The following is a 23,107-nucleotide window of genomic DNA, read 5'->3' as shown; positions in this document are numbered from 1 at the left end:
TCCATCTGCGCCTTCGCATGACCCATTCCCCCCTCCTCGACGTCCGCGACCTCTCCATCGCCTTCGCGCAAGGCGGCAAGGAGACGCTCGCGGTCGACAAAGTCTCCTTCTCGCTGGAACGCGGGCGCACGCTGGCGCTCGTCGGCGAATCGGGCTCCGGCAAATCGATCACCGCGCTCTCCATCGTGCGGCTGCTGCCGCCCGCGGCGATCCATCCTTGCGGCGCGATCGATTTTTCCGGCAGGGACATTCTAAAGCTCTCGGACGCCGAGCTGCGCGCCATTCGCGGCGGCAAGATCACCATGGTGTTTCAGGAGCCGATGACCTCGCTCAATCCGTTGCATTCGATCGAGCGGCAGATCGGCGAGATCCTCGAGCTTCACGGCGCGCGCGGCGCGGAGAAGATTCGCGCCCGCGTCGTCGAGCTTTTGGAGGAGGTCGGCATTCCCGATCCGACCGAGCGGCTCGGCGCCTTTCCGCATCAATTGTCTGGCGGCCAGCGCCAGCGCGTGATGATCGCCATGGCGCTCGCCAATCGTCCCGATCTCTTGATCGCCGACGAGCCGACCACGGCGCTCGACGTCACCGTGCAGGCGCAGATTCTCGCTCTGCTCGAGCGCGTGCAGAAGACCTATGGCATGGCCATGCTGTTCATCACCCACGACCTCGGTCTGGTGCGGCGCTTCGCCGACGAGGTCTGCGTGATGCAGCATGGGCGCATCGTCGAGAAGGGCGATGTCGAGACGGTGTTCTCGGCGCCGGAGCATCCCTACACCAAGGCGCTGCTCGCCGCCGAGCCCAAGGGCGCGCCGCCCGAGGAGGATGTGAACGCGCCGGTGCTGGTCGCCGCCGACGACCTCAAGGTCTGGTTCCCGATCAAGCGCGGCTTCATGCGTCGCACGGTCGGCCATATCAAAGCCGTCGACGGCGTCACGCTCGCGGTGCGGCGCGGCTCGACCGTCGGCGTCGTCGGCGAATCGGGATCGGGCAAGACGACGCTCGGCCTCGCTCTGCTGCGGCTCATCAGATCGGATGGCCCGATCCTCTATCTCGGCGAGCGCATAGACGCGAAGACCGTCGCCGAGATGCGCCCGCTGCGCCGCGACATGCAGATCGTCTTCCAGGACCCTTATGGCTCGCTGTCGCCGCGCATGTCGATCGCCGAGATCGTCGCCGAGGGCCTCGGCGTGCAGATGAAGGGGCTCTCGCTCGATGCGACGCGCGAGATCGTCGCGCAGGCGCTCGCCGAGACCGGGCTCGATCCGGCGATGATGGATCGCTATCCGCACGAATTCTCCGGCGGCCAGCGTCAGCGCATCGCCATTGCGCGCGCCATCGTGCTGAAGCCGAAATTCATCGTGCTCGACGAGCCGACATCGGCGCTCGACATGTCGGTGCAGGCGCAGATCGTCGATCTCTTGCGCGATCTTCAGGTGAAGCACCAGCTCGCTTATCTCTTCATCAGCCATGATCTCAAGGTGGTGAAGTCGCTCGCCGCCCATCTCATCGTGATGCGCCACGGCAAAGTGGTGGAGGAGGGGCCGGCGGTCGACGTGTTCGCGGCGCCCAAGAGCGACTACACGCGAGCGTTGTTCGCGGCCGCTTTCCGCATCGAGACCGATAATCACAAGGCCGACCCGGCCGCGTGAGCGGGGCGGCAAGCTCCTTGCCTTATCGGCCGGAGCGGCCGAAGAATGGCGACGGGCCGCCGCCCGAGGAGAGACGATGTCATGAGCCGGCTGCAAGACTGGACCGACGAAGCCACGCCGATCGATTTCATCGACAAGGAGAGCTGGCCGATCCACGCCGAGATGCTGCCCCCGCCGATCGCCGCCTTCGCAAAAGCCTGCGGCTTCGACGGCAAGGCCGGCGCGCATCTCCTCGCGCCCGGGCCGGACGGGGCGCCGGCGCTGGTCCTCTTCGGCGTCGAGGCGCCGAGCGCGCGTCATCGCGATCCCTTCCTGCCCGGCAAGCTGGCGAGCCTGCTGCCGGCGGGGCTCTATCGTCTTCGCGACGGCGTCGACGACCCGCAAGCGGCCGCGCTCGCCTTTCTGCTCTCGGCCTATTCCTTCACTCGCTATCGCGAGCGCAAGAGCGAGCCGCCGCGCCTCTGCGCGCCGAAAGAGGCGGATCGCGCCCGCATCGAGCGCATCGCCGCGGCGATCTACCTCGGCCGCGATCTCGTCAACACGCCCGCCAACGACCTTTGCCCCGCGGCGCTCACCGAAGCGGCGCTGCAGCTCGCGGCGAGGCATGGAGCGCAGGCGCGCGTCATCGTCGGCGACGCTCTGCTCGCCGAGAATTTCCCGCTGATCCACGCCGTCGGCCGCGCCGCCGCCGAGCCGCCGCGACTCGTGGACATTACTTTCGGTCCCGAGACTGCGCGCAAGGTGACGCTGGTCGGCAAGGGCGTGTGCTTCGACAGCGGCGGCCTCGACATCAAGCCGGGCAGCGCCATGCTGCTGATGAAGAAGGACATGGGCGGCGCCGCGACGGCGCTCGCTCTCGCCGATATGCTGATGGGCGCGAGGACGCCGCTGCGGCTGCGCGTGCTGCTGCCGATCGTCGAGAATGCGATCTCGGCGAACGCCATGCGCCCGGGCGACATTTATCCGAGCCGTAAGGGCCTCTCGGTCGAGATCGGCAACACCGACGCCGAGGGACGGCTCGTCCTCGCCGACGCGCTGGCGCTGGCGAGCGAGGAGGCGCCCGATCTCTTGATCGACTTCGCGACTCTGACGGGCGCCGCGCGCGTGGCGCTCGGGCCCGATCTGCCGGCGCTCTACACGGGCGACGACGCGCTGGCGCAGGAGATCGAGGCGCATGGCCGCAAGCTCGGCGATCCGGTCTGGCGCCTGCCGCTGTGGGAGCCATATGAATCCCTGCTCGACGGCAAGGCGTCCGATCTCGTCAATGTGTCGAGCGGGCCGCATGCCGGCTCGATCACCGCAGCCTTGTTCCTGCGGCGCTTCGTTGCGGCGCCGGAGCGCTGGGCGCATTTCGATCTCTTCGCCTGGAACGCCTCGGCCAAGCCCGGCCGGCCGGAGGGCGCCGAGATTCAAACGGCGCGGCTGCTTTTCGATCTCATCGAGGAGCGCGCTGCACGCTGGAGCGCGAAGAAGAATTGAGCGACATATTCGACAAGCGCCTGACGCCGGCGCGCCCCGATCTCGCGGCGAGCCATCTTCAGGGGCGCGTGCAGGCGGCGCGCTTCGTCGAAGGGCGGCGCATGCAGGTGAAGGAGGGCGTCGCCGATGTGAAGAAGGAGCCGCGCCCCGATGCGCGACTCGACACGCAGGCGCTCTATGGCGAGATCGTCACGGTCTATGACGAGGAGGAGGGCTGGGCCTGGGCGCAGCTCGAGCGCGACTCCTATGTCGGCTGGCTGCCCGCCAATCTGCTCTGGAGCCGCATCGAACGCCCGACTCATCGTGTGCGCGTTCCCCGCACCTTCGTGTTTCCGCGGCCGGATATAAAGGACCCGCCGCTGCTCGCTCTGCCGCTCGGCGCAGGGATCGAGATCGTCAGCGAGCGCGATCGCTTTCTCGTCGCCGCGGACGGCGGCTTCATCTATTCCACGCATCTCGCGCCGCGCGAACAGCGCTTCGCCGATTTCGTCGCCTTCGCCGAAATGCTGATCGGCGCGCCCTATCTCTGGGGCGGCAAATCCTGGCTCGGGATCGACTGCTCCGGCCTCGTGCAGACCTCGCTCGCCTTCGCCGGGATCGAGGCGCCGCGCGACACAGATCTGCAGGAGAAGGCGCTGGGCGAAGCGTTGCCCGAAGGCGCGCCGCTGCAGCGCGGCGACCTGATCTTCTGGAAGGGGCATGTGGGCGTGATGCGCGATGCGGAGACGTTGCTGCACGCCAATGCGCATTACATGCAGGTCGCGAGCGAGCCCTTCGCGCCGGCGCGCGCGCGCATTCTGGCGAGCGGCGCGCCGGTGACGAGCGTGAAGCGATTGGGGTGAGGGCTATTGGTGTGATTCAGCCCATTTGACAGGGTTGGAAAGAGCGAGCCTGAAGGCTCGCGGTCCAAGCGCGGCCCTGGACCGCGAGCCTTCAGGCTCGCTCTTTCTCGAGGCCTATCAATTTCGATGAAGCAGGCCATTATGGCCCTGTGAGCCAGCGGAACGCGCGCAACAAGAAGGCTCGTCCGTCTTTTTCGATCGGCTCGCCATGGGCCATCAATAGTTTTTCTGTCGGCCAAGCGAGAATGTGCTCGAGAGAATGGCGCGCGGCGCGGCGGTCGATCATGGCGACGCGGAATTTGCGCGGGACCGATGGCTCGGGGCCGGTCATGAGATCGAGCCGCGCGACGATGGCGCGCCAGCCTGCGAAGGCGTCGGGCGGAAAATGCTGGATCAAATCTGTGAAGAGCGTGGCGCCGCTCCTGCGATGAAAGAACACGATTTCGGTCGTGATGAGATTTCCCGTCACCGCGACATGCTCGATTTCGTCCGCCCATGCGGGCGAGCTGTTCGGGAGATCGGCGTGGAATTGGATATCGCTGCGCTTCTCGCGCAGTCCCGGCGGCGCATAGAGCGCGGCGTCGGGGTAGGCGCGTCGCCAATCGTCGAGAAACAAATGGTGCAGCGCATTGGGGGCGATCACGTGACGCGTCGCGCCGAGGGCGTCGACTTCTCTGCGCAGCTCGCCCGACAGCGCGATCGGCGACCAGATGAAGAGATCGCCATTGGATAATCTGATGACCGCCATTCGCGTCGGATAATGAAATCCGGCGACCTTCACTGTCGGTCCATTCGCAATCCAAATGTCTTCGCCAAAATGCTCGAGCATCGACATCTCCCGAGGGAGCGAAGGCTCGCTCCCTCGGGGCTGAGAATTAGCACATTTCGAGACGCTGATCGAGGCGGCCTCAATGCTTCTTGGCGGAGCCGCGCGTCGTTTCGCTCTTGCCCTTCGGCTTTTTCGTCGCTTTGTCCTGCTGTCCTTCTTCGCTCTTCATGGCGGCGGGGTTGATCGCGCCTTCGGCCAGCTCCGACATTTCCTCGTCCCAGCGATGGCCCTCGTCGAGCGCATGCTGCATCGCCTTCGCCAGTTCCTCCTCTCGCAGCTCGCCGGCGATCGCCTTCACCGTGCCCCAGGCCGCGATGCAATAATGCTCGAGCTTCTGCGCGCCGGCGATGATCACGGCGTCTTTCATCTCCTGAGAAGAAACCTCTTCGGCCGTCTCCTCGCATTCCTCGATCAGGCCGCGCGCCGCCTTGTTTTCCACGCGGCCTTTGCCGTCGAGCTTTTGCAGCGACTTGCGAATGTCGCGCATCACCTGCTCGCCGGCCTTCAAACGACGTTCGAGCAGATTGCTGAGATCGTCGTCCTCGATTTCCTCCAGCTGCGCCTGAATGGCCTTCGCCGCCAGCGTTTCCGCATCCTGAATGCTCTGGAGCTCATGTACCAGGAGCTGCTGTGTCGTTTCGATCGGCATGGATATCTCCTCTCCTTTTGCCGTCCGCTCGAAAGAGCGACCTCGCCACAATGGTCGAGCGGAACGACAGTTCCCGCTTTCGTCGCATTAAATGGCCGCGCCGCGCGCCGCGATCTTGCCGCATCGCCGCGAGCCTCCAATTCTGAGGTCGAGCGAGCGAGCAGGAGACGTCCATGGACGACAAGGATCGACCTCCCACCAGCGATCGGCTACGTATCGACATCGATCACGGCCTCGCCGCAGATAAGGTTGCGGCGCCCGATCCCACTGCGGCGCCGCTCGGCACGGATGACGAAGCGGGAGGCGCGCCGCCGACGGCCGAGCAGCGCGCTCTCGCCGCCGCTCATGAGAATCGCGCGCGCTACATGCAGCAGAGCGATACGCGTCTCCTCGCGGGCCGCACGCTCGCCGTCGTGCTGTTCGCCGTCGTCGCGATCGCCAGCCTGCTGCTGCTGATCGCGACGCGCTGAGCGTGGGCGATCAATGGCGCTTTGCGGGAGTCGCCTGTTCGTCGACGCGCGACTCGAGGCGCTGCATGAAGGTGCTGAGATCGCGCGCCTCCTCCTCCGTCAGCTTCACAGTGGCCGAGCCGGCGCCGCCGTCGAGCGGGATTTGCCCGACGACATCGTCGAGGCGCTTCCATTCGCCGCCCGAATTCCAGGGACCGTCGCTGTCTCCGTTTCCCTGCGAGGCGTTGACATAGAGATCGGCGAATTGACGCTTGCCCGCGAGCTTGCCGGGCGGGAAATTCTGCTCGATCGAGTAGAGCGCCTTCTCGAAGGATTTTTGATGCGCGATCTCGCGCGTCATGAGGAAGGACAGCGTGTCCTTGACGCCGGGATCCTCGGTGACGTTGATGAGGCGCTCATAGATGATCTTGGCGCGTGACTCCGCGGCGATGTTCGAGCGCAGATCGCAAGCGGGATCGCCGATCGTGTCGATATAGGCCGCGGTCCATGGCGCGCCCGACGAATTGGTGAGCGCCGGTCCGCCGCCATAGAGCAGCGCCTGCGTATGGCTGTCGCCGCCCTGCGTCAGCGAGCGATAGAGATCGGCCTCCGAGAGGCTCGCTTCGGCGAGCTCGCCTTTCACGCCGCGATTGAGCATGGCGACGATGCTGCCGATGATCTCGAGATGCGAGAGCTCCTCGGTCGCTATGTCCAAGAGCATGTCCTTGCGGCCCGGGTCCTCTTCCGCGAGGGCCTGGGTGAAATAGCGCATCGCCGCCGCCAATTCGCCCTGCGGTCCGCCGAACTGCTCCAGCATCAGGCTCGCGAGCACCGGATTCGCCTCCGATACGCGGACCGTATATTGCAGCTTCTTATTGTGCATGAACATGACGCGTCTCCTGTCGCGATCCCACGCGCCGAAGCGACCGCCCGGCCTTGTCGGCGTTCGCATTGAGAGCCCAGATAACCATAAATGTCGGGGCTGGTTCCAAGCGCCGGCAAAATATCTCGAAGACGAGCCTTGCCTCAGCAATCGCTTTTCGGACCGTCGTTTCAACGGATTCGGGCCGGCGGCTCTGGCGCACCCGCGGCTCTCGGGCGTTGGCTTGACAGGCTGATTTTATACTAAGATACAGGTTGCGAGCGTAGTCGCCATCGTATGGTGGCGTCAGCCATGATCTCGCGCCATGTCGAAAGTGGGTAGATGCGAACATGATGATGATGTTTTTTGGCGACTCTCACTCGCGACAGTTTCAATCCGACAATCCAGGAACCTGGGCGCATGTTTCATTTTCCGGCGCGACTATGAAAGGACTGCGGCGCGACAAGTCCAAAGTCGGGCATAGCCGCGCGATCCGAACGATGTCGATGATTCCGGTGCAGAAGACCGTTTTCATCATGCTCGGACAGGTCGATATGGATGTGACTTTCTATCGTGACGTCGCGACGCGCGGCGCGTTCGACGAGACGGAGTTCTTCACCGAAAGGGCGATGATCTATCGCGCCTTCGCCGACGGCCTGCTGATGATGGCCGAGCCCTTCATCACTCATGTCTGCATTCTCGGCCCGCAGGTCACGACGCTGGACGACGACGTGTTCGGCTCCGCCACGGCGGCGCTGGCGCGCGTGCCGGAGGAGGATTTCAAACGCGAGGTCTATAAGATCGATTGCAGCCATGTCGAAAGATGCCGGCGCGCGAAGAGGTTCAACGACATCGTCGCCGATTGGTTCAGCAATGAGGAGAAAGTGTCGTTTCATCGCATCGACAACGACATGGTGGATGAAAATTATTTAATTCGCAAAGAGTTCATTCGGCCGAGAAAAACAGATCATCATGCGCGCAACGATATGACCCTGCCGCTCTGGCAAGACCGGCTGCAAGATTTCGTGCCGCGATACAAGCATATCGTCGCGAGACGGCACGCTCACAAGCTGGCGTTGGCGGCCAAGGCGAGCGCTCCGGCGCCGGCGGTCGAGGCGCTGGCGCTCGTCGGCGAGCCGGCCGCTGCGGTCCCGGCGAATGAGGCGGCGCCGCGGGATGAGAACGCTGTGCAAGCTTGGCTGAAGCGCTGGGGTCGCCAAGCTTAGTCGAATGGATTGGTTCGTCGAAATCGATGGAGGTCGCGAGCAAGAGCGAGCCTTCAGGCTCGCTCTTTAAAGGCTGTCGGACCGCGAGAGCGGCCGGCTCACCCCGGCTCCATCGCCTCCAGCTCGGCGATCAACCCCTCGATCATCTCGAGGCCGATGCCCCAGAAGGCGGGATCGCGCGCATCGAGGCCGAAGGGCGCCAGAAGCTCGCCATAGGGCTTGGCGCCGCCCGCCTCGAGCAGCGCGAAATAGCGCTCGGCGAAGCCCGTCTCGGCCTTCTGATAGACGCCATAGAGCGAATTCACGAGGCAATCGCCGAAGGCGTAGGCGTAGACATAGAAGGGCGAATGCACGAAGTGCGGGATATAGGCCCAGAAGGACTCGTATCCGTCGCTGAGCCGGATCGACGGCCCGAGGCTGTCGGCCTGCACGCTCATCCATAATTCGCACAGCTTCTCGGCGGTCAGCTCGCCCTCCTTGCGGGCGATGTGGACCTTGCGCTCGAAGCTGTAGAAGGCGATCTGCCGAACCACCGTGTTCAGCATGTCCTCCACCTTGGCGGCGAGCAGCGCGCGCTTCTTCTCCGGATCGCTGGTTCCGGCGAGCAGGGCGCGGAATGTCAGCATCTCGCCGAACACCGAGGCGGTCTCGGCCAGCGTCAGCGGCGTCGGCGCCATCAGCGCGCCCTGCGCGCCGGCGAGCACCTGATGCACGCCATGGCCGAGCTCATGCGCCAGCGTCATCACATCGCGCGTCTTGCCCTGGAAATTGACCAGCACATAAGGATGCACGGAGGGCACGGTCGGATGGGCGAAGGCGCCCGGCGCCTTGCCGGGCCGCACCGGCGCGTCGATCCAATTGCGCTCGAAGAAGCGCGAGGCGATCTCCGCCATGCGCGGCGCGAAGCGCGAATAGGCCGAGAGCACGATGTCGCGCGCCTCGTCCCATGCATAGACATGGCTCGGAACCTGCGGCAGCGGCGCGTTGCGGTCCCAATAGTCGAGCGCCTCCTTGCCGAACCATTTGGCCTTCAGCTTGTAATAGCGATGCGAGAGCTTCGGATGCGCGGCGACGACGCTCGCGACCAGCGCCTCCACCACCTCGGGCTCGACGCGATTGGAGAGATGGCGCGCGTCGGCGACGTCGTGAAAGCCGCGCCAGCGGTCGGAAATCTCTTTGTCTTTCGCCAGTGTGTTGGTCACCAGCGCGAAGGTGCGCAGATTGGCCTTCAGCGTCGCGCCCACTGCGAGCGCCGCCTCGCGCCGAATATCTTCGCTCGTGTCCTGCATCAGATTGAGCGCGGGCTCGAGCGTCAGCTCCTTGCCGCCGACTTGGAAGCGCAATGAGGCGATGGTCTCGTCGAACAGGCGGTTCCAGGCCGCGCGGCCGGTCATCGACTTCTCGTGGAAGAGACGCTCAAGCTCGTCGGAGAGCTCATAGGGCTTCTCCTTGCGAATGTCCTCGAGCCAGGGACGCCAGCGCGACAGCGGCGCTTTTTCCGCGGCCGCGTCGAGCAGGGCGTCGTCGAGACGATTGAGCTCGAGCTGGAAGAACAGCAGCTGCGTCGAAATGTCCGTGATCTTGCCCTGCATATCGCCATAAAATTTGGCGCGCGCGGGGTCGCTGGTGTCGCCGCTGTAGACGAGGCCGGCATAGGACATGATGCGGCCGAGAAGCTCCTGTAGCGCCTCATAGCGGGCGACCGCCTCGCCGAGCGTCTCATTCGCCGCAGCGCCTTCGGCGAGCGCTTGCAAGCGGCCGCGATAGTCGGCGGCGAAGCTCGCCGCGTCGCGCTCGGCCGTCGCGAGATCGGCTGTGAGCGCGGGACTGTCCATCGCCGGATAGAGATCGGCGAGGTTCCATTCGGGAAGTCCGCCGCCGCCGGGGGCGGGAGCGTGCGCCTCGGCGGCGTCCCGGACGATATCGGCGGCGAAGGCTGAGCTTTGCGACATGGCGCGAACCTAAGGAGTTGAGTATGGGAAGGGTTTATCCGAATATCGGGTCCGAACGGAGAAAATTGCAAGCCCGGCCGGATGCGTTCGGCCTCCCGCATCGTCGGCGAGGCGCTGCGGGCGTCGCGGCTTTTTCGAGCCTGTGCGAGCCGCGGCGATGATGTTAACGACGCCTTTACCCTGATCCAAGAGCATGGGCCGAAAGCTGCGTCGGCTCGCGTCTCCAGGCGGGCGGACGCCGCAGCCGCGTCTCGCGCCTGCCGAAGGCGATAAAAATTCAAGAGGGTCAATGTCTTCCACGATACTCATCGCCGATGACGATCCCGTTCAGCGCAGGCTTCTCGAGGCCGCGGTGCGGCGGTTCGGCTATGACGCCGAGACGGCGGAGGGCGGCGAGCAGGCGCTGGCGCGGCTGACGCGGACGGGCGCGCCGCCCGTCGATCTCCTGATTCTCGATCTGGTCATGCCCGATCTCGACGGCATGGGCGTGCTGACGCGCATGCGCGACCTCAAGATCGCCATTCCCGTCATCGTGCAGACCGCCAATGGCTCGATCGAGACGGTGATCTCGGCGATGCGCGCCGGCGCCAATGATTTCGTGGTGAAGCCGGTCGGCGCCGAGCGTCTGCAGATCTCGATCAAGAACGCGCTCTGCGCCGACGCTCTCGCCGGCGAATTGCGCCGCATCAACCGTCGCACCCAAGGCTCCCTGACCTTCAAGGACCTCGTCTCGCGCAGCGAGGAGATGACACGCGTCATCCGCCTCGGCGACCGCGCCGCCCGCTCGGGCATTCCGGTGCTGATCGAGGGCGAATCGGGCGTCGGCAAGGAGATCGTCGCCCGCGCCATTCAGGGCGGCTCCGACCGGCGCGGCAAGCCGTTCGTCACCGTGAACTGCGGCGCGCTGCCGGCTAATCTCGTCGAATCCATCCTGTTCGGCCACGAGAAGGGCGCCTTCACCGGCGCGACCGAGAAGCACGCCGGCAAGTTCCTCGAGGCCAATGGCGGCACGCTGTTCCTCGACGAGATCGGCGAATTGCCGCTCGAGACGCAGGTGAAGCTGCTGCGGGCGCTGCAGGAGGGGGAGATCGACCCCGTCGGCGCCAAGCGTCCGGTGCGCGTCGACATCCGCCTCATCTCGGCGACCAATCAGAATCTGATCGAATTGGTCAAGCGCGGCCAGTTTCGCGAGGATCTCTTCTACCGCCTCAACGTCTTCCCGATCACCATTCCGCCGCTGCGCGCGCGCCGCGACGATATCGGCGATCTCGCCCGGCGTTTCGCCACGCGCTTTGCCGCGGAGGAGGGCAAGAAGCTGCGCGGCGTCACCCATGAGACGATCAGCCTGCTGTCCAGCTATGACTGGCCCGGCAATGTGCGCCAGCTCGAGAACGCCGTGTTCCGCGCCGTGGTGCTGGCCGACGGCGACGAGCTGACGGTCAACGAGTTCCCGCAGATCGCGGCTCATGTGGAAGGCTTCTCGGTGCGCCTGCCGCCGCTGCCGGCGCCGGCGCCCGCCGCCTCCGCGCCCGAGCGCGAGATCGTGCGCGTCGAGATTCGCGATCCCAATGTGATGTCGCTGCTCGGTCAGCACGGCGAGATGCGGCGGCTCGAGGACATCGAGGCCGAGGTGATCAAATTCGCGCTCGTCCATTATCGCGGGCAGATGTCGGAGATCGCGCGGCGGCTCGGCATCGGCCGCTCCACCCTCTACCGCAAGATGAAGGAATATGGCCTCGGCGACGCTGAGGATCAGAGCGTCGACGCGGCGTAAAATGATGCAATTTTAGGCGGGTTGCAGCTTGCCCGGCGCCGCCCTCGTCGCCATTCTGGGGCCAGCCGCGGGCGCAGAGGGGCGCTTCGCGAAACTGTCCGAAAGGTCCTGAGGCAATGGCCGAACTTTTTGATATCCCGGTGAAGACCATCGATGGCGAGACCAAGACTCTCGCCGAATACGCCGGCAAGGTGATCCTTATCGTCAATGTCGCGAGCCGCTGCGGATTCACCCTGCAATATACGGGTCTCGAGGCGGTCTGGAACGAGAACAAGGACAAGGGCTTCGTCATCCTCGGCTTCCCGTGCAACCAGTTCAGCAATCAGGAGCCGGGCACGGATGAGGAGATCAAGACCTTCTGCTCCACCCGCTTCGTCGTCACTTTCCCGCTGTTCAGCAAGATCGAGGTGAATGGCGAAAACGCCCATCCGCTCTATCGTCTGTTGAAGGAGAAGGATCCTGCTTCGTCGGACGACGTGAAATGGAATTTCACCAAATTCCTCATCGACCGCAGCGGCAATGTGGTGAAGCGCTTCGAGGCGACCAACACGCCGCGTTCGATGGAGCCCGATATTCACGCGCTGCTCTCGGCGTGACCGCTGCGGACGGCGCAGAGTCGACGTGCGGCGAGGCTCAGCCTCGCCGCCGCGATCTTTTTTCAAGAGGCGCGCCGTCATGACGTCGGTTTATGATTTCGAGGCTCGGGCGATCGATGGAGCGACGCGCTCGCTCGCCGAATACGCCGGCAAGGTCCTGCTGATCGTCAATGTCGCCGGCAAATGCGGCTTCACGCCGCAATATGCCGGGCTCGAGGCGCTGTGGCGCGCGCTTCGCGAAAAGGGGCTGGTCGTGCTCGGCTTCCCCTGCAATCAATTCGCCGGCCAGGAGCCGGCGGCCGAGGCCGAGATCGCGCAGTTCTGCTCGGCGACCTATAACGTGACCTTTCCGCTGTTCGCCAAGATCGAGGTCAATGGCGCGGCCGCGCATCCGCTCTTTCGCTTTCTGAAGAAGACCGCGCCCGGCCTCCTGGGCTCCGCGGCGATCAAATGGAACTTCACCAAATTTCTCGTCGATCGCGCAGGGACGCCGGTTCGGCGCTATGCGCCCTTCGCGACGCCGGCTTCGCTCACTGCCGACATAGAGGCGGCATTGGCGGCGCGCGCATGAGCGGCCCCTCCTCGAGCGACCCTTGCGTCGAGATCGCGCGCCGTGGCGACGGCGGCGCCCGGGCGGTCGCCTTCGATGTCGTCGTGCGCGAGGCGAAAAGCGAGACGCACCATCGCGTGACCATCTCGCGCGAGCTGGCGCAAAAGCTCGGCGGCGGCGTGTTCGACGCGGAGCAATGCCTCGACGCCGCCTTTCGCTTCCTGCTCGACCGTGAGCCGAAGGAGCAGATCCTCGGCCGTTTCGACGTCAGCGTGATCTCGCTGTATTTTCCCGAGTTCGAGCGCGAGCTGCCGAAATATTTGGGATGAGCGCGCGACGGATGGCGCCGTCCCGCGAGAAGTGGCGGTCCGCTTCATCGAATTCGATGGGTCTCGAGAGCGAGCCTTCAGGCTCGCTCTTTTAGCCCCGACGAATCGGCTGAATCACGCCATCTGCCTCCCCCGCCTCGCGTCGCAAAGCGGGGGAGAGGAAATCACCGCACCAGAATATTCTTGAACTGCCAGGGATCCTCGAGGTCGAGGTCCTCGGCGAAGAGGCCGGGGCGACCCTCGAGCGGCGTCCAATCGGTGTAGAAGCCTTCGACCGGGCCGAGATAGGGGGTCTGCACCTCGAGGCAGCGGCGGAAATCGACCTCGTCCGCCTCGACGATGCCGGCGGTCGGATTCTCGAGCGCCCACACCATGCCGGCGAGCGCCGCCGAGCTCACCTGCAGGCCGGTGGCGTTCTGATAGGGCGCGAGCTCGCGCGTCTCCTCGATCGAGAGGCGCGAGCCATACCAATAGGCGTTCTTGGCGTGGCCGTAGAGCAGCACGCCCAATTCGTCGATGCCGTCGACGATCTCGTTCTCGTCGAGAATCGTCCAGCTCGACTGCATCTTGCCGGCGGCGCCGAACATCTCGTGCAGCGACAGCACCGCGTCATTGGCCGGATGATAGGCGTAATGGCAGGTCGGCCGATACACGACCGCGCCCGAAGGGTCGCGCACGGTCAGAAAATCGGCGATCGAGATCGACTCGTTGTGGGTGACGAGGAAGCCATATTGCGGGCCCGGCGTCGGCGTCCAGGAGCGCACGCGCGTGTTGGCGCCCGGCGACTTCAGATAGATCGCGGCGCCGCAGCCGGCGGAATGCGCGCCGGCGATCTCCGGCAGCCATTTCTCATGCGTTCCCCAGCCGAGCTCGGCCGGCTGCTGGCCCTCGGAGACGAAGCCCTCCACCGACCAGGTGTTCACGAAGACGTCGAGGGGCTTGGGCTCCTTGGCGCGCTGCGTGTCGCGCTCGGCGATATGGATGCCCTTGACGCCGAGCTTGGCCGCGAGATGGCCCCAATCGGCGCGGGTCTTCGGCTCCTCGACCTGAAGGCCGACATCGGCGGCGATGTTGAGCAGCGCCTGCTTCACGAACCAGGACACCATGCCCGGATTGGCGCCGCAGCAGGAGACGGCGGTCGGCCCGCCCGGATTGCGGCGGCGCTCTTCCAGCACGGTCTCGCGCAGCGCATAATTGGTGCGCGCCTCGGTCCCGAGCTTCGAATCGAAATAAAAGCCGGTCCAGGGCTCGACCACCGTGTCGACATAGAGGCAGTTCAGCTCGCGGGCGAGCTTCATAATGTCGAGCGAGGAGGTGTCGACCGAGAGATTGACGACGAAGCCCTGGCCCTCGCCCTTGGTGAGCAGAGGCGTGAGCACCTCGCGATAATTGTCCCGGGTGAGGGCGGCCTGCTGGAAGGCGATGCCGCGAATATCCAGCATCTCCCGGTGCGTATCGACAGGGTCTATGACGGTGAAGCGGCTCTTGTCATAGTCGAAATGGCGCTCGATGAGCGGCAAGATGCCCCGTCCGATGGAGCCGAAGCCGATCAGCACGATCGGGCCGGTGATCTTGGCGTGGACGGGCCATTCTGTCATTTCGTCACTCTCCGGGTTCTCGAGAATTTGTGCGCTGCGTTACAGCAAGAGCGGCAGACATAATCAAGCCCGGAAAGTCGCGTGAATGAGTAGATGACAGGCAGAGGAGCCAGACATGACCATCGTCTTGGACCAGAGCGAGATCATCGCCGACCGGCGCGCGGCCATCGCCGCTCCGGCGGCGTCGCTCGAATTGGGCTTTGGCTTTCATCCCTCGCCCTTCGGCGAGGCGCTGCTGATCGCCGGGGAGCATGGGCTCGTCGGCCTCGGCTTCGTCGACGGCGAGCGGGAGACGGCGTTGGACGACTTCCACCGGCGCTGGACGAAGGCGCGTTTCGTCGCCGACGATGCTGCGACGGCGCCGCTCGCGCGGCGCGTTTTCGATCCGGCCGGATGGCGGACCGATCGGCCGCCGCTCGCGCCCATGGGCTCGCCCTTCGACCTCGCCGTGTGGCGGCTTCTACTCGACATCGCGCCCGGCGCCACCGCGACCTATGGCGAGATCGCACGCCGTCTCGGTCGTCCGAGCGCGGCGCGCGCCGTCGGCGGCGCGGTCGGGCGCAATCCGATCGCCTTCGTCGTGCCCTGCCATCGGGTGGTCGGCGCCGGGGGCGCGCTCACCGGCTATCATTGGGGGCTCGCGCGCAAGCGAGCGATGCTGGCCTTCGAGCGCGCGCCCGGTGGAGAAGAGCGAGCCCGGCGCTAACCTCGCCGCTCGGGCCGGGCGAAATGCGCCTCGGCCTCTTTCATCAGCCGCTCCTCGTTGATCTTCCAATAGCGCCACAGCGCCACGACGCCGATGACGGCGCCGGCGAGGCCGATCCAGCCGATGGGCCCGGCGATGCGGTTGATGGCGACGCCGAACACATATCCGCCGAGGCCGAACAGCAGCGACCAGCAAATGCCGCCGGCGGCGTTGTAGAACAGGAATTTTAGGGGATCGAAGTGGTTGGCGCCGGCCAGCACGGCGGCGAGGATGCGCAGCAGAGCGACGAAGCGGCCGAAGAAGACGATCGCGCCGCCCCAGCGCATGAAGAGATATTGGCCGAGCCGCAATTGCGGCGGACCGACGCCGACATGGCCGCCATAGCGCATCAGCAGATTGACGCCGAACTCGCGGCCGATCCAGAAGCCGATGTTGTCGCCGATGATCGCTCCGGCGGCGGCCGCCAATATGATGAGGTCGATGCGCACATTGCCGGAGTGGCCGGCGTAGATCGCGGCGCCGACCAGCATGGTCTCGCCGGGCAGGGGGACGCCGGCGCTCTCCAGCGCCACGACGACGAACACGGCCCAATAGCCGTAGGTCGTCAGGATCGCGACAATTTGCGCTTCGTCGATCAGCTCGAGCCATCCTCTGCAGTGGCGCGAGCGCCAGCATCGCGCGCGAGCCTGTCTCGTGCAAGTCGAGGCGGAAGACGTCGCGTCAGAAAGCCGAGACCCGCGCCTGCCCGAGACGCGCGATCGCCTCGCAGGAGAGTCCGCCGCGCCGAAACACGGGCGTGCTTTCCTCTCCCTGCTCCGAGAACAGCGCGCCGTCCTCGAGCGCGGCCTCGACCACATGCCGAAGACCGTGCAGAATCGGCTGGTCGCAGCCCGAGACCTCACGCGCGAGCTCGGCTCTCGTCCGATCATCGGCGCGCAGAGCGAAATCGCGCATGATCACCGCCACGAACCGGCCCTCGCTGACGCCATTCTCCCGCGCCGCGGCGCGCACCCTCTCCGCGAAGGCGCCGCCGATGCAGAAGGTCGCGGCCTGAGCGACCTTGTCGTTCGAACACGAGTGGATCAGATCGGTGACGAGCATGGCCTTCTCTCCGAATCCCGAACGAACCAGCGGCCATCGAACATGCCGGGGCATGAAAGAAATCCCGCAATCTGCGGCGGTTGGCGGGTCAGCTGCCGTGCTTACGCAAGAGCTGGACCATCTCGCCCGCAGCCTTTAGCTGGACTAGACGCCGCTAAAGGCGCGAACGTGGCGATAAGCCGCCGGAAAAACGCCTTCCTTCACCCCCGGGCTTCAGTCCCGGACGGAGGTTAAACGCATCAGCAAAAAAAAGGTTGCCGGCGATGAACCAAACTTCGGCGACGCTGTTATCTGAACGTCGCTTCGCGGCGTATCATCGGAGGGTCGGCGCGCGGCTCCGGCCGCGACGTCCCGAACGCAAGGTCGGAGAGGATGCATTCATGGAAAGACGCGCATTCTTGAAATTCATGATCGCCGGCGCAGGCGCGGCGGCTGTCGCCGCTTCGTCGGACGCGCTGGCGCTGACCACGCTGCCGGCGCCGGCGCCGTCCGCGGCGCCCGACCCGGATGTCGCCGTGGCGACTCCGGCCGACCTCGAGCAGGCGAAGATCGAAAAAGCTCAATGGGGCTATCGACGCCGTTATTGGGGGCGTCCCTATTGGGGTCCGCGTCCCTATTGGCGTCGTCGCTATTTCTGGGGTCCGCGCCGCTGGCGCCGCCGCCGTTACTATTACTGATCGCGACAGGGCGGCGGGGCGGGGCCCCGCCGCGGCGCGTCACATATTCGGATAATTGGGTCCGCCGCCGCCCTCCGGCGGGACCCAGGTGATGTTCTGCGCCGGGTCCTTGATGTCGCAGGTCTTGCAGTGCACGCAATTCTGCGCGTTGATGACGAAGCGCGGATCGCTCTTCGTCGCCTCCTCGGCATAGACGACCTCATAGACGCCCGCCGGACAATAGAGCCGCGCCGGCTCGCCATAGATCGGCAGGTTCGTCTCGATCGGAATCGAAGGGTCGGCGAGCTTCAGATGGACCGGCTGGTCCTCCTCATGATTGGTGTTGGAGACGAACACCGAGGAAAGCTTGTCGAAGGCGGCCTTGCTCGCGAGCTTCGGATAGGAGAGCGGCGAAACCTCCTTCAGCGGCTTCAGGCTCGCATGGTCCGGCTTGCCGTGCTTCAGCGTGCCGAACAGCGAGGCGCCGAAGAGCTCGTTGGTCCACATGTCGAAGCCGAACAAAGGCGCGCCGACATAGGTGCCGAATTTCGACCACAGCGGCTTGACGTTGCGGACCGGCTTCAGATCGCGGCCGATATCCGAGCCGCGCCACGCCTCCTCATAAGCATCGACGACGTCATGGGCGCGGCCCGTCTCGATCGCCTGCGCCACATGCTCGGCGGCGAGCATTCCCGACAGCACGGCGTTGTGCGAGCCCTTTATGCGCGGGACATTCATGAAGCCGGCGGCGCAGCCGATGAGCGCGCCGCCCGGGAAGACGAGCTTGGGCACGCTCTGCCAGCCGCCCTCGGTCAGCGCCCGCGCGCCATAAGAGATCCGCGTTCCCCCTTCCAGCGTCGGCGCGATCATGGGATGCGTCTTGAAGCGCTGGAACTCGTCGAAGGGAGAGAGCGTCGGATTCGAATAGTTCAAATGCACGACGAAGCCGATCGACACATAATCTTCCTCGAAATGATAGAGGAAGGAGCCGCCGCCCGTGTCCGAGGCGAGCGGCCAGCCGAAGGAGTGCTGCACAAGGCCGGGACGGTGCTTGGCCTTGTCGATCCGCCACAGCTCCTTGAGGCCGATGCCGAATTTCTGCGGCTCGCGCCCGTCGGAGAGGCCGAATTTGCCGATGAGCTGCTTGGCCAGCGAGCCGCGCGCGCCCTCGGCGATCAGCGTGTATTTGCCCCTCAGCTCCATGCCGCGGGTGAAGCTGTCCTTCGGATGACCGTCGCGGCCGACGCCCATATCGCCCGTCGCGACGCCCAGCACCTCGCCATTGTCGCCATAAAGCAGCTCCGCGCCGGCGAAGCCCGGATAGATCTCGACGCCGAGGCCTTCCGCGCGGGCGGCGAGCCAGCGCACCACATTGCCCAGCGAGCCGACGAAATTGCCGTGATTGCTCATGAGCTTGGGCATCAGCGCGTTGGGGATGCGAAAGCCGCTCTTTTCGCCGAGCAGATAGAACTGATCGTCGTGGACCTGCGTCTTCAACGGCCGCTCGGGGTCCTCGCGCCAATCCGGCAGCAGCCGGTCTAGGCCGATCGGATCGATCACCGCGCCGGAGAGAATATGCGCGCCGGGCTCCGAGCCCTTCTCGATGACGACGACGGAGAGGTCCGGCGCGATCTGCTTCAGCCTTATGGCGGCGGCGAGGCCGGCCGGGCCGGCGCCGACCACCACGACGTCGTAATCCATGGCTTCGCGCGGGGGGAGTTCTTCAGTTTCGGCCATCGTCTTTCCCTGGAGCGAAATTTCGAACGAGAGCGATTTCACGTTTTGGCGAAAGAGAAAACCCCTTCCGCGACGATTCGACGCCCGATTTTTGGCCTCTGCGCCCGCCCGGCCGGGCGTTGACCATGCTGTGGCCGGGACTTAAGGGATCCGGCATGGAGAGCGAGCCTCTCGACGTTCTCACCTTCTCCCGCGAGGCGGCAGAAGGCGGCCCTCGCGTCAGCGAGGGTCGGATGAGGGCTTTCGGGCCGGTGCGCTGCGTGTTCGGGTGAGTTTGGAGTAATGGGGCTGGAGCGGACGGACCCTCATCCGACCCCGCTTCGCGGGGCCGCCTTCTCCCGCGCGCGGCAGAAGGCCGCGCCCTTCTTGCTCGAATGGCGCAGCACATGAACCGCTGGCTCCCGTCCCTCGCGCTGCTCGTTCTCGCTGCGGCGGCCATTTGGGGCTTTCGCTCCCATGACGCCGAACAGCGCGCTGGCTTCCTCGGCTATGTCGAGGGCGACCTCCTCTATATCGGCCCGGTCGAGGGCGAGCGCATCGCGGCGCTGCATATCGAGGCCGGCCGCGCCGTCGCGGCGGGCGATCCGCTGTTCACGATGGCGACGCCCGTTCTCGACCAGCAGCGGGCGGAGGCCGAAGCGCGCCTCGTGGAGATGCGCGCGCAGCTCGACAACCGGCGCGCGGCCATGAACCGGCCGCAGCAGGTCGCCGTTCTGCAGGCCGCGGTCGAACGCGCCCGCGCCGGGCTCGATCTCTCCGCGGCCGAATATGAGCGCAAGCGCATTCTCTTCTCGCATGGCCACGCGCCCAAGGCGGCGCTCGACCAGGCCGCCATGGCGCAGGGCCGCGACAAGGCCGCGCTCGTCGAGGCCGAGCGGCAGGTGGACGCCGCCCGCATGCCGAGCCGCAATCAGGAGATCGACGCCGCCGAGGCGGCTATCGGCATGGCGCGCGCCCAGATCGATCAGATCGCGACGCGCATCGCCCGCCAGACAGTGGCCGCGCCGGCCGCCGGCGTGGTGCAGGACGTCTTCTTCCGCGTCGGCGAGATGGCGAACGCCGGCCAGCCCATCCTGTCGCTGCTGCCGCCCGCAAATCGCAAGATTCGCTTCTACGCGCCGCAGTCGCGACTCGCGCGCGTAAAGCTCGGGGGCAGGGTGGAGATTTCCTGCGACGGCTGCGAGGCCGGCCTCTTCGGCCGCATCTCCTTCATTTCCGCGCGGGAGGAATTCACGCCGCCGGTGATCTTCAGCGACGAGGAGCGGGCCAAGCTCGTCTTCAAGATCGAGGCGAGGCTCGAGGGCGCGGCGCTGGATCTGCCGCTCGGCCTGCCGATCACGGCGCGGCTCTCGGGGGGTGGTGTGCCAGAGGATGCGGCGCCGTGAGCGCGCCGAACATCGCCATAGTGGCCGAGGGGCTGACCAAGAGCTTCAATGGCCGCAAGGTCGTCGACAATCTCTCGATGCGAGTCGAGCGCGGCCGCATCCACGGCTTTCTCGGGCCCAATGGCAGCGGCAAGACGACGACGATCCGCATGATCTGCGGCCTGCTGACGCCGGACTCTGGACACGGCTCCTGCCTCGGCTACGACATCCGCACGCAGCAGAATGCGATCAAGCGCAAGGTCGGCTATATGACGCAGCGCTTCTCGCTCTATGCCGATCTCTCGATCCGCGAGAATTTGGAGTTCGTCGCCCGCATCTACGGCCTCGACGCCCCGGCCGCCGCCGCGGATGCGGCGATCTCGCGCTGCGGTCTCTCGGGCCGCGCCGAGCAGCTCGCCGGCGAGCTCTCCGGCGGCTGGAAGCAGCGCCTCGCGCTCGCCGCCTGCATATTGCCCGCCCCCGAGCTGCTGCTGCTCGACGAGCCCACCGCCGGCGTCGACCCCAAGGCGCGCCGCGATTTCTGGGACGAGATCCACCGGCTCGCCGGCGAGGGGCTGACGGTGCTGGTCTCCACCCATTACATGGACGAGGCCGAGCGCTGCCATGAGATCGCCTATATCGCCGATGGGCGTCTGCTGGCGCAGGGAACGACGGCCGAGATCATCGCCCGCTCGGGCTTGTCGACTTATGTCGTCACCGGCGAGGGGCTCGGCGCCTTGGCGGCGCGGCTCCGCGCGACGGAGGGCGTCGACATGGTGGCGCCTTTCGGCATGGCGCTGCATGTCGCCGGCCGCGATGCGGAGCGCCTCGCCGAGATCGCGCGCGGCTGCGCGGGCGGGGCGCAGAGCTGGGTTCGCGACGAGCCGTCGCTCGAGGATGTGTTCATCGATCTGATGACGCATGTCGAGAAGGGGCGGCGATGAGATTCGCGTCGTCCGACCTGCGCGCGGCGCTCGTGCGCATCCATGCGATGTTCGTCAAGGAACTGATTCAGCTGCGGCGCGATCGCGTGACGCTGGCGATGATCGTCGGCATTCCCTTCATCCAGCTGCTGCTGTTCGGCTACGCCATCAACGCCGACCCCAAGCATCTGCCGACGGCGCTGCTGGCGCAGGACGACGGGCCGCTCGCCCGCTCGTTCGTCGCCGCTCTGCGCGCCACCGATTACTTCGACATCGTCGCCGCGGCGAGGGATGAAGCCGACGCCGATCGGCTGATCCTCTCCAACAAGGTGCAGTTCGTCGTCGACATCCCGCCGGATTTCGGCCGCCGCCTCGTTCGCGGCGAGCATCCGCCTCTGCTCGTCATCGCCGACGCCACCGATCCGACCGCCACCTCCGGCGCCGTCGCCGCCGTCAATGGCGCGGCGGCGAGCGCGCTCTCGCGCGAGCTGACGGGGCCGCTCGCGCATCTGGCGCAGGGGCCGCCGCCTTATGAATTACGCGTGCATCGCCGCTACAACCCCGCCGGCGAGACGCGGCGCAACATCGTGCCCGGGCTCATCGGCACGATCCTCACCATGACGATGCTGATCTATACGGCGCTGTCGGTGACGCGCGAGATCGAGCGCGGCACCATGGAGGCGCTGCTCGCCATGCCGGTGCGCCCGACCGAAATCATGCTGGGCAAGATCGCGCCTTATGTCGTCGTCGGCGGCGTGCAGATGGCGATCATCCTTCTCGTCGCCACGCTGCTCTTTCATGTGCCGATCGTCGGCTCGCTGCTGCTGCTCGGTCCGCTGACGCTGCTGTTCATCACCGCCAATCTCTCGGTCGGCTACACATTCTCGACGATCGCCGTCAATCAGCTGCAGGCGATCCAGATGACCTTCTTTTTCTTTCTGCCGAACATGCTGCTGTCGGGCTTCCTGTTCCCGTTCCGCGGCATGCCGCTGTGGGCGCAATATGTCGGCGAGGCGCTGCCGCTCACCCATTATCTGCGAATCGTGCGCTCGATCATGCTGAAGGGATCGGGCTTCTTCGACCTCACCGCCGACACGCTCGCGCTCGGCCTGTTCACGCTGGCGGCGATGGGCCTCGCCATTCTGCGCTTCCGCCAGACGCTCGACTGACGTTGTTTCGAGACATCCGCGAGGCGTCAGCTGTCCGCGCTCTTGCGGCCCGGTTTGGAGGGGCTCTCGCTCCCCGCCGTCTTGGCGTGCGGACCACTCGACTTCTTGCCGCCTTCGCGTCCCGCCTCGGCGGCGAGATTGCGGTCCTTCGAGAAGCTGCGCTCCTGAGCCGGAACGCTCTGCCCGCCCTTGCGTCCGGCCTGCGCGGCGAGATCATGATCTTTCGAGAAGCTGCGCTTCTCTGCGGGAACGCTTTCGCCGCCTTTGCGGGCGATCTCGCGCTGCTTGGCTTCGTCCATGGCGGCGAAGCCGCGCTTGGCCGCCTCGCGCCCGGTCGGCTCCCGAGCCTGACCTTTCTGCATGGTCCTTCTCCCGATCGCCCCGCTTCTCCCACAACCCGCGCCCGGCGCGAAAGGTTCCCACGCCCGCATGTTCGAAGCCCAGAAAAAACAGCTGTATTTCCCGTGCGTTGCGCCGTGAGGCGGCGGCCGCGCGGCAAAGGTTGCGGAAAGGGCGGCGGGAGCTGTTGACAAGGCGAGGCCGAGGCCCGTATGAGAGCGGCGGGCCCAGGTGGCGGAATTGGTAGACGCGCTGGTTTCAGGTACCAGTGGTGAAAGCCGTGGAGGTTCGAGTCCTCTCTTGGGCACCATTCGAGTTCTTCGCCGAT

At 65.8% G+C, this 23,107-nt stretch carries 23 protein-coding genes and 1 tRNA gene; 15 read left to right on the top strand and 9 right to left on the bottom strand.

Annotated features, from left to right (window positions below; all coding sequences use genetic code 11):
- Nucleotides 1–17 precede the first annotated feature (17 nt).
- The 3 genes from CQW49_RS06075 (at nt 18) to CQW49_RS06065 (ending at nt 3,970) form a co-directional block, all read left to right on the top strand.
- A complete protein-coding gene (locus tag CQW49_RS06075) occupies nt 18–1,649 on the top strand; it encodes an ABC transporter ATP-binding protein (RefSeq protein ID WP_024749949.1) in 1,632 nt (543 codons plus the stop codon).
- An 81-nt stretch (nt 1,650–1,730) separates the two neighbouring features.
- Nucleotides 1,731–3,128, top strand: a complete 1,398-nt coding sequence (locus CQW49_RS06070) for a leucyl aminopeptidase family protein (RefSeq protein ID WP_003613418.1) — start codon at nt 1,731–1,733, stop codon at nt 3,126–3,128.
- Complete coding sequence (locus CQW49_RS06065) at nt 3,125–3,970, top strand: C40 family peptidase (RefSeq protein WP_003613419.1); 846 nt, start codon at nt 3,125–3,127, stop codon at nt 3,968–3,970. Before CQW49_RS06070 ends, CQW49_RS06065 begins: the two co-directional genes overlap by 4 nt.
- A gap of 139 nt (nt 3,971–4,109) precedes the next feature.
- Here CQW49_RS06065 and CQW49_RS06060 read toward each other — a convergent pair whose 3' ends face one another.
- Both CQW49_RS06060 and CQW49_RS06055 read right to left on the bottom strand, forming a co-directional pair.
- The gene (locus tag CQW49_RS06060) at nt 4,110–4,799 is read right to left on the bottom strand and encodes a DUF4336 domain-containing protein (protein WP_003613421.1); all 690 of its coding nucleotides are present in this window, start codon (nt 4,797–4,799) and stop codon (nt 4,110–4,112) included.
- Nucleotides 4,800–4,878: 79 nt separating this feature from the next.
- Nucleotides 4,879–5,448: a YciE/YciF ferroxidase family protein gene (locus CQW49_RS06055; RefSeq protein ID WP_003613423.1), complete on the bottom strand. Its 570-nt coding sequence runs from the start codon at nt 5,446–5,448 to the stop codon at nt 4,879–4,881.
- Nucleotides 5,449–5,621: 173 nt separating this feature from the next.
- Between CQW49_RS06055 and CQW49_RS25050 the strand changes: the two genes are divergently transcribed.
- Nucleotides 5,622–5,918: a hypothetical protein gene (locus tag CQW49_RS25050; RefSeq protein ID WP_003613425.1), complete on the top strand. Its 297-nt coding sequence runs from the start codon at nt 5,622–5,624 to the stop codon at nt 5,916–5,918.
- A gap of 10 nt (nt 5,919–5,928) precedes the next feature.
- Here the strand turns inward: CQW49_RS25050 and CQW49_RS06045 are convergent, their stop codons facing one another.
- A complete protein-coding gene (locus CQW49_RS06045; protein WP_003613426.1) occupies nt 5,929–6,786 on the bottom strand; it encodes a manganese catalase family protein in 858 nt (285 codons plus the stop codon).
- A 473-nt stretch (nt 6,787–7,259) separates the two neighbouring features.
- On the opposite strand from CQW49_RS06045, the gene CQW49_RS06040 reads away from it, so the two are divergent.
- Complete coding sequence (locus CQW49_RS06040) at nt 7,260–7,985, top strand: hypothetical protein (RefSeq protein ID WP_155931307.1); 726 nt, start codon at nt 7,260–7,262, stop codon at nt 7,983–7,985.
- A gap of 98 nt (nt 7,986–8,083) precedes the next feature.
- Here CQW49_RS06040 and CQW49_RS06035 read toward each other — a convergent pair whose 3' ends face one another.
- On the bottom strand, nt 8,084–9,937 hold the full coding sequence (locus CQW49_RS06035) for a M3 family oligoendopeptidase (RefSeq protein WP_003613428.1): 1,854 nt from the start codon (nt 9,935–9,937) through the stop codon (nt 8,084–8,086).
- A 289-nt stretch (nt 9,938–10,226) separates the two neighbouring features.
- Between CQW49_RS06035 and CQW49_RS06030 the strand changes: the two genes are divergently transcribed.
- From CQW49_RS06030 to CQW49_RS06015, 4 genes are all read left to right on the top strand, one after another.
- A complete protein-coding gene (locus tag CQW49_RS06030; RefSeq protein ID WP_003613429.1) occupies nt 10,227–11,711 on the top strand; it encodes a sigma-54-dependent transcriptional regulator in 1,485 nt (494 codons plus the stop codon).
- Between the two features lie 116 nt (nt 11,712–11,827).
- A complete protein-coding gene (locus CQW49_RS06025) occupies nt 11,828–12,307 on the top strand; it encodes a glutathione peroxidase (protein WP_003613430.1) in 480 nt (159 codons plus the stop codon).
- Between the two features lie 79 nt (nt 12,308–12,386).
- On the top strand, nt 12,387–12,878 hold the full coding sequence (locus CQW49_RS06020) for a glutathione peroxidase (protein WP_003613431.1): 492 nt from the start codon (nt 12,387–12,389) through the stop codon (nt 12,876–12,878).
- Nucleotides 12,875–13,186 carry a hypothetical protein gene (locus CQW49_RS06015; RefSeq protein ID WP_003613432.1) on the top strand — a complete coding sequence of 104 codons (312 nt, stop codon included), beginning with the start codon at nt 12,875–12,877 and terminating at the stop codon, nt 13,184–13,186. The genes CQW49_RS06020 and CQW49_RS06015 overlap by 4 nt, the downstream gene beginning before the upstream one ends.
- 164 nt (nt 13,187–13,350) lie before the next feature.
- On the opposite strand, the gene CQW49_RS06010 is transcribed toward CQW49_RS06015, so the two are convergent.
- The gene (locus tag CQW49_RS06010) at nt 13,351–14,784 is read right to left on the bottom strand and encodes a homospermidine synthase (RefSeq protein WP_003613434.1); all 1,434 of its coding nucleotides are present in this window, start codon (nt 14,782–14,784) and stop codon (nt 13,351–13,353) included.
- A 115-nt stretch (nt 14,785–14,899) separates the two neighbouring features.
- On the opposite strand from CQW49_RS06010, the gene CQW49_RS26035 reads away from it, so the two are divergent.
- Nucleotides 14,900–15,490 carry a methylated-DNA--[protein]-cysteine S-methyltransferase gene (locus tag CQW49_RS26035; protein WP_003613435.1) on the top strand — a complete coding sequence of 197 codons (591 nt, stop codon included), beginning with the start codon at nt 14,900–14,902 and terminating at the stop codon, nt 15,488–15,490.
- On the opposite strand, the gene CQW49_RS06000 is transcribed toward CQW49_RS26035, so the two are convergent.
- Both CQW49_RS06000 and CQW49_RS05995 read right to left on the bottom strand, forming a co-directional pair.
- Entirely contained in the window at nt 15,487–16,074 is a 588-nt protein-coding gene (locus CQW49_RS06000) for a DedA family protein (RefSeq protein ID WP_003613436.1), read from the bottom strand. The two genes, CQW49_RS26035 and CQW49_RS06000, sit on opposite strands and share 4 nt — an antisense overlap.
- Before the next feature lie 136 nt (nt 16,075–16,210).
- Nucleotides 16,211–16,591, bottom strand: coding sequence for a hypothetical protein (locus CQW49_RS05995; RefSeq protein ID WP_003613437.1), 381 nt, complete (start codon nt 16,589–16,591; stop codon nt 16,211–16,213).
- Nucleotides 16,592–16,971: 380 nt separating this feature from the next.
- Here CQW49_RS05995 and CQW49_RS05990 point away from each other — a divergent pair, with 380 nt between their 5' ends.
- Nucleotides 16,972–17,268 (top strand): hypothetical protein, encoded by a 297-nt coding sequence (locus tag CQW49_RS05990; protein WP_003613438.1) that lies wholly within the window; start codon nt 16,972–16,974, stop codon nt 17,266–17,268.
- A 39-nt stretch (nt 17,269–17,307) separates the two neighbouring features.
- Here the strand turns inward: CQW49_RS05990 and CQW49_RS05985 are convergent, their stop codons facing one another.
- The gene (locus CQW49_RS05985) at nt 17,308–18,984 is read right to left on the bottom strand and encodes an electron transfer flavoprotein-ubiquinone oxidoreductase (RefSeq protein WP_003613439.1); all 1,677 of its coding nucleotides are present in this window, start codon (nt 18,982–18,984) and stop codon (nt 17,308–17,310) included.
- 386 nt (nt 18,985–19,370) lie between these two features.
- On the opposite strand from CQW49_RS05985, the gene CQW49_RS05980 reads away from it, so the two are divergent.
- From CQW49_RS05980 to CQW49_RS05970, 3 genes are read left to right on the top strand one after another with little or no spacing between them, the layout of a single operon-like run.
- Complete coding sequence (locus CQW49_RS05980) at nt 19,371–20,369, top strand: HlyD family secretion protein (RefSeq protein WP_003614585.1); 999 nt, start codon at nt 19,371–19,373, stop codon at nt 20,367–20,369.
- Nucleotides 20,366–21,292, top strand: a complete 927-nt coding sequence (locus CQW49_RS05975; RefSeq protein ID WP_003614587.1) for an ABC transporter ATP-binding protein — start codon at nt 20,366–20,368, stop codon at nt 21,290–21,292. The genes CQW49_RS05980 and CQW49_RS05975 overlap by 4 nt, the downstream gene beginning before the upstream one ends.
- Nucleotides 21,289–22,440 carry an ABC transporter permease gene (locus CQW49_RS05970; protein ID WP_003614589.1) on the top strand — a complete coding sequence of 384 codons (1,152 nt, stop codon included), beginning with the start codon at nt 21,289–21,291 and terminating at the stop codon, nt 22,438–22,440. The genes CQW49_RS05975 and CQW49_RS05970 overlap by 4 nt, the downstream gene beginning before the upstream one ends.
- Before the next feature lie 26 nt (nt 22,441–22,466).
- Here the strand turns inward: CQW49_RS05970 and CQW49_RS05965 are convergent, their stop codons facing one another.
- Entirely contained in the window at nt 22,467–22,802 is a 336-nt protein-coding gene (locus CQW49_RS05965; protein WP_003614591.1) for a con-10 family general stress protein, read from the bottom strand.
- A gap of 202 nt (nt 22,803–23,004) precedes the next feature.
- Between CQW49_RS05965 and CQW49_RS05960 the strand changes: the two genes are divergently transcribed.
- Nucleotides 23,005–23,089: transfer RNA gene (locus CQW49_RS05960), tRNA-Leu, on the top strand.
- Nucleotides 23,090–23,107 lie beyond the last annotated feature (18 nt).

This window comes from Methylosinus trichosporium OB3b (genome assembly GCF_002752655.1).
GTDB lineage: Bacteria > Pseudomonadota > Alphaproteobacteria > Rhizobiales > Beijerinckiaceae > Methylosinus > Methylosinus trichosporium.
Note: the sequence above shows the minus strand (reverse complement) of the source record. Positions and strands in the feature narration are given on the sequence as shown.

Bases quoted from the DNA above. Each gene is read 5' to 3' on its own strand.
- CQW49_RS25050 (WP_003613425.1), top strand. From the start codon at position 5,622: ATGGACGACAAGGATCGACCTCCCACCAGCGATCGGCTACGTATCGAC.
- CQW49_RS26035 (WP_003613435.1), top strand. From the start codon at position 14,900: ATGACCATCGTCTTGGACCAGAGCGAGATCATCGCCGACCGGCGCGCG.
- CQW49_RS06015 (WP_003613432.1), top strand. From the start codon at position 12,875: ATGAGCGGCCCCTCCTCGAGCGACCCTTGCGTCGAGATCGCGCGCCGT.
- CQW49_RS06040 (WP_155931307.1), top strand. From the start codon at position 7,260: ATGTCGATGATTCCGGTGCAGAAGACCGTTTTCATCATGCTCGGACAG.
- CQW49_RS06075 (WP_024749949.1), top strand. From the start codon at position 18: ATGACCCATTCCCCCCTCCTCGACGTCCGCGACCTCTCCATCGCCTTC.
- CQW49_RS05970 (WP_003614589.1), top strand. From the start codon at position 21,289: ATGAGATTCGCGTCGTCCGACCTGCGCGCGGCGCTCGTGCGCATCCAT.
- CQW49_RS05990 (WP_003613438.1), top strand. From the start codon at position 16,972: ATGGAAAGACGCGCATTCTTGAAATTCATGATCGCCGGCGCAGGCGCG.
- CQW49_RS06055 (WP_003613423.1), bottom strand. From the start codon at position 5,448: ATGCCGATCGAAACGACACAGCAGCTCCTGGTACATGAGCTCCAGAGC.
- CQW49_RS05995 (WP_003613437.1), bottom strand. From the start codon at position 16,591: ATGCTCGTCACCGATCTGATCCACTCGTGTTCGAACGACAAGGTCGCT.
- CQW49_RS06025 (WP_003613430.1), top strand. From the start codon at position 11,828: ATGGCCGAACTTTTTGATATCCCGGTGAAGACCATCGATGGCGAGACC.
- CQW49_RS05985 (WP_003613439.1), bottom strand. From the start codon at position 18,984: ATGGCCGAAACTGAAGAACTCCCCCCGCGCGAAGCCATGGATTACGAC.
- CQW49_RS06060 (WP_003613421.1), bottom strand. From the start codon at position 4,799: ATGCTCGAGCATTTTGGCGAAGACATTTGGATTGCGAATGGACCGACA.
- CQW49_RS05965 (WP_003614591.1), bottom strand. From the start codon at position 22,802: ATGCAGAAAGGTCAGGCTCGGGAGCCGACCGGGCGCGAGGCGGCCAAG.
- CQW49_RS06030 (WP_003613429.1), top strand. From the start codon at position 10,227: ATGTCTTCCACGATACTCATCGCCGATGACGATCCCGTTCAGCGCAGG.
- CQW49_RS06010 (WP_003613434.1), bottom strand. From the start codon at position 14,784: ATGACAGAATGGCCCGTCCACGCCAAGATCACCGGCCCGATCGTGCTG.
- CQW49_RS06020 (WP_003613431.1), top strand. From the start codon at position 12,387: ATGACGTCGGTTTATGATTTCGAGGCTCGGGCGATCGATGGAGCGACG.
- CQW49_RS06035 (WP_003613428.1), bottom strand. From the start codon at position 9,937: ATGTCGCAAAGCTCAGCCTTCGCCGCCGATATCGTCCGGGACGCCGCC.
- CQW49_RS05980 (WP_003614585.1), top strand. From the start codon at position 19,371: ATGAACCGCTGGCTCCCGTCCCTCGCGCTGCTCGTTCTCGCTGCGGCG.
- CQW49_RS06070 (WP_003613418.1), top strand. From the start codon at position 1,731: ATGAGCCGGCTGCAAGACTGGACCGACGAAGCCACGCCGATCGATTTC.
- CQW49_RS06045 (WP_003613426.1), bottom strand. From the start codon at position 6,786: ATGTTCATGCACAATAAGAAGCTGCAATATACGGTCCGCGTATCGGAG.